General features: G+C 58.9%; 8 protein-coding genes. 6 read left to right on the top strand and 2 right to left on the bottom strand.

Going from position 1 to position 6110, the window contains the following annotated elements:
• The first annotated feature begins 36 nt into the window (after positions 1 to 36).
• From panC to EN984_RS19110, 3 genes are all read left to right on the top strand, one after another.
• Entirely contained in the window at positions 37 to 945 is a 909-nt protein-coding gene (gene panC, locus EN984_RS19120) for a pantoate--beta-alanine ligase (protein ID WP_024505565.1), read from the top strand.
• Positions 946 to 1043: 98 nt separating this feature from the next.
• Positions 1044 to 1763: a LuxR family transcriptional regulator gene (locus tag EN984_RS19115; RefSeq protein WP_126057768.1), complete on the top strand. Its 720-nt coding sequence runs from the start codon at positions 1044 to 1046 to the stop codon at positions 1761 to 1763.
• Between the two features lie 92 nt (positions 1764 to 1855).
• Positions 1856 to 2488: an acyl-homoserine-lactone synthase gene (locus EN984_RS19110; RefSeq protein WP_126057769.1), complete on the top strand. Its 633-nt coding sequence runs from the start codon at positions 1856 to 1858 to the stop codon at positions 2486 to 2488.
• Positions 2489 to 2853: 365 nt separating this feature from the next.
• Here the strand turns inward: EN984_RS19110 and EN984_RS38860 are convergent, their stop codons facing one another.
• Complete coding sequence (locus EN984_RS38860) at positions 2854 to 3102, bottom strand: DUF6074 family protein (protein ID WP_063169245.1); 249 nt, start codon at positions 3100 to 3102, stop codon at positions 2854 to 2856.
• Positions 3103 to 3701: 599 nt separating this feature from the next.
• Here EN984_RS38860 and EN984_RS19100 point away from each other — a divergent pair.
• The 3 genes from EN984_RS19100 to EN984_RS19095 all read left to right on the top strand — a co-directional run bounded on the left by EN984_RS19100 (position 3702) and on the right by EN984_RS19095 (position 4712).
• Positions 3702 to 4166: a hypothetical protein gene (locus tag EN984_RS19100; RefSeq protein ID WP_236383474.1), complete on the top strand. Its 465-nt coding sequence runs from the start codon at positions 3702 to 3704 to the stop codon at positions 4164 to 4166.
• Positions 4159 to 4293: a hypothetical protein gene (locus EN984_RS39375; protein ID WP_256754986.1), complete on the top strand. Its 135-nt coding sequence runs from the start codon at positions 4159 to 4161 to the stop codon at positions 4291 to 4293. Before EN984_RS19100 ends, EN984_RS39375 begins: the two co-directional genes overlap by 8 nt.
• A 257-nt stretch (positions 4294 to 4550) precedes the next feature.
• A complete protein-coding gene (locus EN984_RS19095) occupies positions 4551 to 4712 on the top strand; it encodes a hypothetical protein (RefSeq protein ID WP_245456760.1) in 162 nt (53 codons plus the stop codon).
• 189 nt (positions 4713 to 4901) lie between these two features.
• On the opposite strand, the gene EN984_RS19090 is transcribed toward EN984_RS19095, so the two are convergent.
• The gene (locus tag EN984_RS19090) at positions 4902 to 5291 is read right to left on the bottom strand and encodes a hypothetical protein (RefSeq protein WP_024505560.1); all 390 of its coding nucleotides are present in this window, start codon (positions 5289 to 5291) and stop codon (positions 4902 to 4904) included.
• Positions 5292 to 6110 lie beyond the last annotated feature (819 nt).

Here is a 6110-nt window from a genome sequence, read left to right as displayed (position 1 = left end):
TCTCTATGTCAACGCCTTTAAGGCCGGTGACTTCACATGAGCGTGCCGATCGCTCGAACCGTGAGCGAGCTGCGCGGCGTCGTTGCGCAATGGCGTCGCTCGGGTGCCACGATCGGTATTGTGCCGACCATGGGAGCCTTGCACGACGGGCATCTGAGCCTCGTGCGGAAGGCGCTCGAAAGGGCCGAGCGGGTGATCGTGACGCTGTTCGTAAACCCCAAGCAGTTCAACAGCCCCGCCGACCTGATTGCCTACCCTCGGACGGAAAGCGACGATGCTGCCAAGCTCGCTCTGCTGGGCACGCATCTGCTCTATGTGCCGGACACAGAGGAAATGTACCAGGTGGGCTTCGCCACGGCCGTTTCAGTGTCCGGCATCAGCGAATGCCTTTGCGGCGCATTCCGGCCCGGCCATTTCAATGGCGTGGCGACGGTCGTGGCCAAGCTCTTCCTGCAGGCCGGCGCTGACTTCGCCTTTTTTGGCGAAAAGGATTTTCAGCAACTTCAGCTTGTCAGGCGCTTGGTCCGGGATCTCGACATTCCGATCACTATTGTGCCCTGTCCGACAGTCCGCGAAGCCGATGGTCTTGCGCTATCGTCGCGTAACGTGCGGCTCTCCCCAGCCCAACGCGCCATTGCCCCAAAACTAGCATCGGTCCTGCTCGATACGGCCGAGCGGCTTGCACGCGGCTCCCCCATCCTGCCTACGCTTGATGAAGCGCGTGCAGCAATTCTGGCTGCCGGCTATCGCGAGCTCGAATACCTGGAGCTTCGCGGAGAAACAGACCTGCAATCGTTAGCAAGCCTTGACCGACCGGCACGCTTGCTTGCTGCGGCTTGGCTTGGCGACACGCGGCTCATCGATAACGTCGCAATATCACCCATCGGTAGTTGGTCAGGTGGGCGGAGCTCTCTCCAATCGGAAGCAGCACAGCAATTGCGGTGATGACGGCGGCGCGTCGTATGCCCTGCAGGGACAGGCCATCATTTAGAACCACGTCTCCGTCGGCTTCCAGCAACCTCCGCGAGGTACGCTAAGCGCAGATGCATCGCGTATTTGAAACCTTGGTCGAGCAACTCTCTGCAAGCGTCGATGCCGTCGATCTCCATGAGGCAATGGCGTCCGCCGCAGCCGGGTTCGACTTTCCGCTCTTCGCTTATTTCACCTACCCATCCGCTTCCGGCGACAGGCCGCGATTGATCTCGAATTATCCATCATCATGGACATCACATTACCTGCAACAGCGCTACCACAGCGTGGATCCCGTGATCCTGCGGGGACTGCGGGGCTGGGATACCTTCGACTGGGGTGTGGACCGCGATCACCGTTATTTGCCGACCTCTCAGCAGGAAGTCCTGGAAAAAGCAGCTGAGTTCGGCATTCGCGGCGGACTGACCATGTCGATGCATGATCATCGCGGCCGGTTCGCCGCACTGACCTTCGCCTCCAACGAGGCGCATCCGCCATTTCTGAGGTCGCTGACGCGCTACGAAAAAGCAATGCAACTGGTTGCGATCAACGTTCATATCCATGCCCGGCGCAGGCTCGCCGAAGATTGCGTGGTAGATGGCATAACGCTCACCCGGCGGGAGTTCGAGTGCCTGAAATGGGCGGCGTGCGGCAAGTCGGCCTGGGATATCAGCCAGATTCTCGGTGTCTCGAAACGCACCGTGACCTTCCATCAGGAAAACGCCAAGGCGAAGCTTGGCGTGCGAACCATCAACCAGGCCGTAGTGCGGATGGCTGCTCGGGCGAGATCCTGATCCTCTCCAAGTCTAGCTGTAAAGGTCTACAGGCTGCATTCATGACGGCTTTGCCCTTCGATTGCGTGGACACATCCCGCACGGAGACGACAATGATGCAGCTGATAACACCCGACTGCTACGCCGAGTTTGCGAGCGAACTCAAGGAAATGCACGGACTTAGGTATCGGGTTTTCAAGAAGCGGCTCGATTGGGAAGTGCAGACCGAAGGCGAAATGGAAACGGACCCGTTTGACAGCCTGAACCCCGTCTACCTGCTTCTTAAGGGGTCCGATTGGCGAACTTGCGGCTGCGTCCGCCTTTTGCCGACCACCGGACCGACAATGTTGCGCGATACGTTTCCGACGCTGCTGGATGAGATGGTGGTCCCTGCGAGTGCCGATATCTGGGAGAGTAGTCGTTTCGCGCTCGATCTCCCTGCGACAGCGCCGAAGGCAGCTGGCGGCCTGGCCCAAGCAACCTACGAGCTCTTCGCGGGGATCATCGAATTCGGCTTGGCCAACAATCTCTCCGGGATCGTAACGGTGACAGATACGCGCATCGAAAGGATCCTTCGTCTCGCGACCTGGCCGTTGTCACGTATCGGACAGCCCAAGCAGGTCGGCAACACCGAGGCAGTCGCCGGCTTCCTCGATATTTCCTACGCCAGTCTCTTGCGCATCCGCTGGAGGGGACGCCTCAACGGGCCGGTGTTGTGGCAACCAGTTCTCATCCAATCGGCATAGCGCCTGCGGATGCTCAGCCGTGACTTGAGTTAAGTCTGCTCACGGCCGCCACCGCCGCCGTGAGGGTGAGCGGACCCGCCCCCACGAGCTTTCGACTGTTCCGGTCGATTGGCTCGCGCGGCCGGACTTTGGATTTCCGTAGGCGCAACCCGCAGTCCAGCGTGAGCACGCCAAAATGGCGCCCCTCGGCTTCGTCCAAAGAAGCCAACGTGGCTTCTGAAGTCGTCTTAGAATATTGGACCGGCCGCCGTGAGCGATCGCAACCTCAAAGCTTTGCCGGTATGCCGGTTTGGCCGGACCGTCGGCCAGTCGGAGCAGTCCCCTGATAAGGACCCGAGCTGACCGCGGTCCAACAGCGCCCGAGCCTATGCTTTGTGCATTACCGTTCGGTTGGCCATGTCGTCCAAGACCGCATGAAGAAGGCTTCCAACCTCCTGCGCAGCGAGCTCTGGCGCAATTCCTACATCGGACAATTGAATGAGCATTTTCTTGGCAGCACAGCGCCAGAACGCACTCGCCGCCTCGCCGTTCTTGGTCTCGAGGGCCTGGGCGATACTTTCGACCAATATACGTCGCCGATGCAGCGGAAATACGCAAATGTTTGATTCATGCATCAATCACCTCACAGATTCAGTTCCACAAAGAAAAACACCGGCGTCTTCAAAAGAGCCCCGCTAGCGCGGTGACGGTTCGCGGCGACATGACGAGTTCCACTTCCCCATCGACAAGCCATTGGGAGATGAGCCGCCGGACCGCATATCCGGGACCGCACATAAGGTGAACCACCATTGCTCATCCGGCTGCATTTTCCTGGGCCGTTCGACGAGGCGTTCCAGCCGAATTGACGTCCAATGACTTGATCTCTGAAAGGGCAGGGCGGTACGAATCACCCGATTGTTCCGCTGCTTACATTCCTGCGAGCTTGTGTATGAACGATTAAAGCGTGCCCGAGCCGTTCTTGGTGGCCGCCGCAGAAGGGAATCATGTCATCCGCTGCCTATCGTAGGCGGCGCGACTTCTAGCATGACTGCACTGCCCCGACAGGGCTTTGCAATCGCGCGTTTCGAGGCCTATGCTTTGGCATCGGCCGGCATTTACTTCGGTGCAGCCGACAGTAAGACGTACGCGCTCTTGCCCCGTTGGAAGAGAGCCTTGCCCGATCCCTCTTTCGCGACCAGGTGCTGAAGCCCTCACCCCGCAGGACTTCGCGCTTTTGCGACCATCGCTGCATCACGTCGAACCGGGCATCAAGGACCAGTTGGAGGTCGCGCATCAGCCGATCAAGAACGTATATTTTCCCGAGAGGGGCATCGCGTCGGTGGTCGCCACCATGACCGGCGGGCGGCAAGGTGAAGTCGGCATTGTCGGCGATGACGGGATGAAAGGAATTGCCGTCATTCTGAAAGCACTACCTGGCGCCTGCCGGTTGAAAACCTTCGCCCTGCGATTAGCCCGTCGCTTCGCACCTCAGTGCTGGATTATGCCCACGCGTTCCTCGTCCAATCATGCCGGACGGCACTGGTCAATGGCCACTCCAAGATCGAAGAACGGCTGGCCCGCTGGCAGCTTGATGGTCCACGACCGTGCGGAAGGAGATAAGATCCTCCCGACGCATGAATTTCTGGCGACCATGCTCGCGCCCACCGCCCGGGGTCACCACGGCCCTGCAAATGCTTGAGTATCGAGGACTGGTGCACGCCAAGCGCGGCGAGATCACGATCATCGACCGTGCCGGATTGATAAAGCTCACACATGGCGCTTATGACAAGGAGGAGCAGCGTTATTTCGGCCTGGCCGCTGCCTGAAGCATGTCGGTTGAAACGGGTTCAGCCGACGTCTCCTTGCCCCTCACCAGGTCGCCCAAAAGCATCAGCGGTTTTGAACGAATCGCAGCGATTGTCCGCAATCGGACATAGGCTTGAAGGCGGTCGAATTCGTGCCATAAGTCGGGTTGGTCAGGGTTCAGGGAGGAATTCGTCATGACCAATTCGTTTCACACTGTCACCGTCGAAAAAGCCGCAGAAGCCTATGTCCTTTCCAGGGGAAGGGTCCGCTTCTCTCCATGGCGCAGGCGATCCGCGCCATCCGAACACTAATGCCGGCATGCAAGGCCACCGACCGCGAGTTGGAGGAACTGTTGGCGGCCGCTTCCTTCGTTCATGGCGTGCCCGTCGCCTTCGACACAAAAACAGCCGATCGTGTAGAACCACGGCTGCATTCCTAAGAGGGCATGCCGCGCCATGCAGACTGTCAGAGGGCATTCGTCAGATCGTAGTCCGCTAACTTAACTGCAGAGTCTATAGGACGTGTTCCAGCATTGCGAACTCACCGATCGCTTTGTTGCCAAAGCTGCCAGCAAGCGATCGCCTCATCCAGCCGTTTGCACCATCTCATCACAGACATCATCGCGATGCTACCTGTCCAGCATATGTCCAGCATTTCGCAAGGCGGCCAGAAGGAGCCTCGCATAGCCTGTGACATCGATCTGGGCCTGCATCGAAAGGGGCATGCTGGTCCAGTTCTCCAACGGTGCAATGAAAGGTGAGAAGGTGCCATTGACAAGGCAACAACAGCTAACAAGGCCCTCTCGGTCCAATGCCACCACACCGATCTTGTCGCCTGGATATCCAATGGCTGCGACTCGCTGGACCTCCAGGTCACCGTCCACCCGCACGTCAAAAAGAAGGCTACCACGGCTCCTCGTGGCTATCTCAGCCGCCTTCTCATCAAAGCTTGAAGAGAGCAAGCGGACGCTTTCCACCGCCATCTGGAAAATCACCAAATCCAGTTCATTCACGGCCATATGGGCATTTCCGCGCAACGGGTGGTGATTGCAATGACACATACTGCTTGTTCACAGATGTCGGTCACGAACGATCATTCGTCGGGTTCCGGTTCCGACCAACGGTGTCGCCACCTGATCGTGCTGCGGTTCGAACCTTCCGAACGCGAGCCGAGCGCGCTATGAGGTTGGAGTCTAGGTCTCGGACCCTGCCTCGCGGCCTTCTCATCTTTGGCAGACCCGTTGCAACGCCGCCGCGATGGCGCAAACGCCAGATGACGCTGATCCATCGCTTGATCGTGAACTGAGCTTCTGAACACCATTGGGACAGCAGGGTGGAAGGGCTTGACCAACGCTGCCCCCGTTTTCCAAGAGGACCCGTCCTCGATTGAATCTTTCGAGCCCCGTGCGGCGCGCAGCCAAATGATGACCATCTGGACCCTGCTCGCAGACCGCAAGGCAAAGAGGGAACCTTCCAGGCAGCCAAGCTGCGCCGACGCAAAGAGCGACCTTTGGAATTCCCAAGAATTTAGCCTTCCATAGTTGCGACAGGCAACCACTGCACGAGTGTGGGAGAGCGAATCGCAAGCATTGCGTGAGGTCCTGCGCGTTTTCCCCTCTTTGCTATTTGGCACATCGTTTGCGCCGAAGTGGGCGCAGCGTTCGACCGGAGCACTGCATGGGAGAGGGAGGAGCCCCACCCCGATCCGGTCAAGGAGAGAGACGGTGTTGGTTCCAAGAGTTCCCCGCGCGATCGCAGCGCCCCGCAAGCGCCATTTTGCCCGGACCTACGTGCAGGTACTTGCCGCCATAATCCTGGGTGCCGCAATCGGCTATTTC

Origin of the sequence: Mesorhizobium sp. M7A.F.Ca.CA.004.12.1.1, assembly GCF_003997835.1 — a bacterium.
Taxonomy (GTDB): Bacteria; Pseudomonadota; Alphaproteobacteria; order Rhizobiales; family Rhizobiaceae; genus Mesorhizobium.
The sequence above is the reverse complement of the archived record's forward strand: the minus strand, read 5'-3'. Positions and strand labels throughout refer to the sequence as shown.

What these genes read in the sequence shown, in the direction of transcription:
- panC (WP_024505565.1), top strand. Translation starts at nt 37, where the DNA reads ATGAGCGTGCCGATCGCTCGAACCGTGAGCGAGCTGCGCGGCGTCGTT.
- EN984_RS19115 (WP_126057768.1), top strand. Translation starts at nt 1,044, where the DNA reads ATGCATCGCGTATTTGAAACCTTGGTCGAGCAACTCTCTGCAAGCGTC.
- EN984_RS19110 (WP_126057769.1), top strand. Translation starts at nt 1,856, where the DNA reads ATGATGCAGCTGATAACACCCGACTGCTACGCCGAGTTTGCGAGCGAA.
- EN984_RS38860 (WP_063169245.1), bottom strand. Translation starts at nt 3,102, where the DNA reads ATGCATGAATCAAACATTTGCGTATTTCCGCTGCATCGGCGACGTATA.
- EN984_RS39375 (WP_256754986.1), top strand. Translation starts at nt 4,159, where the DNA reads ATGCTTGAGTATCGAGGACTGGTGCACGCCAAGCGCGGCGAGATCACG.
- EN984_RS19095 (WP_245456760.1), top strand. Translation starts at nt 4,551, where the DNA reads ATGGCGCAGGCGATCCGCGCCATCCGAACACTAATGCCGGCATGCAAG.
- EN984_RS19090 (WP_024505560.1), bottom strand. Translation starts at nt 5,291, where the DNA reads ATGGCCGTGAATGAACTGGATTTGGTGATTTTCCAGATGGCGGTGGAA.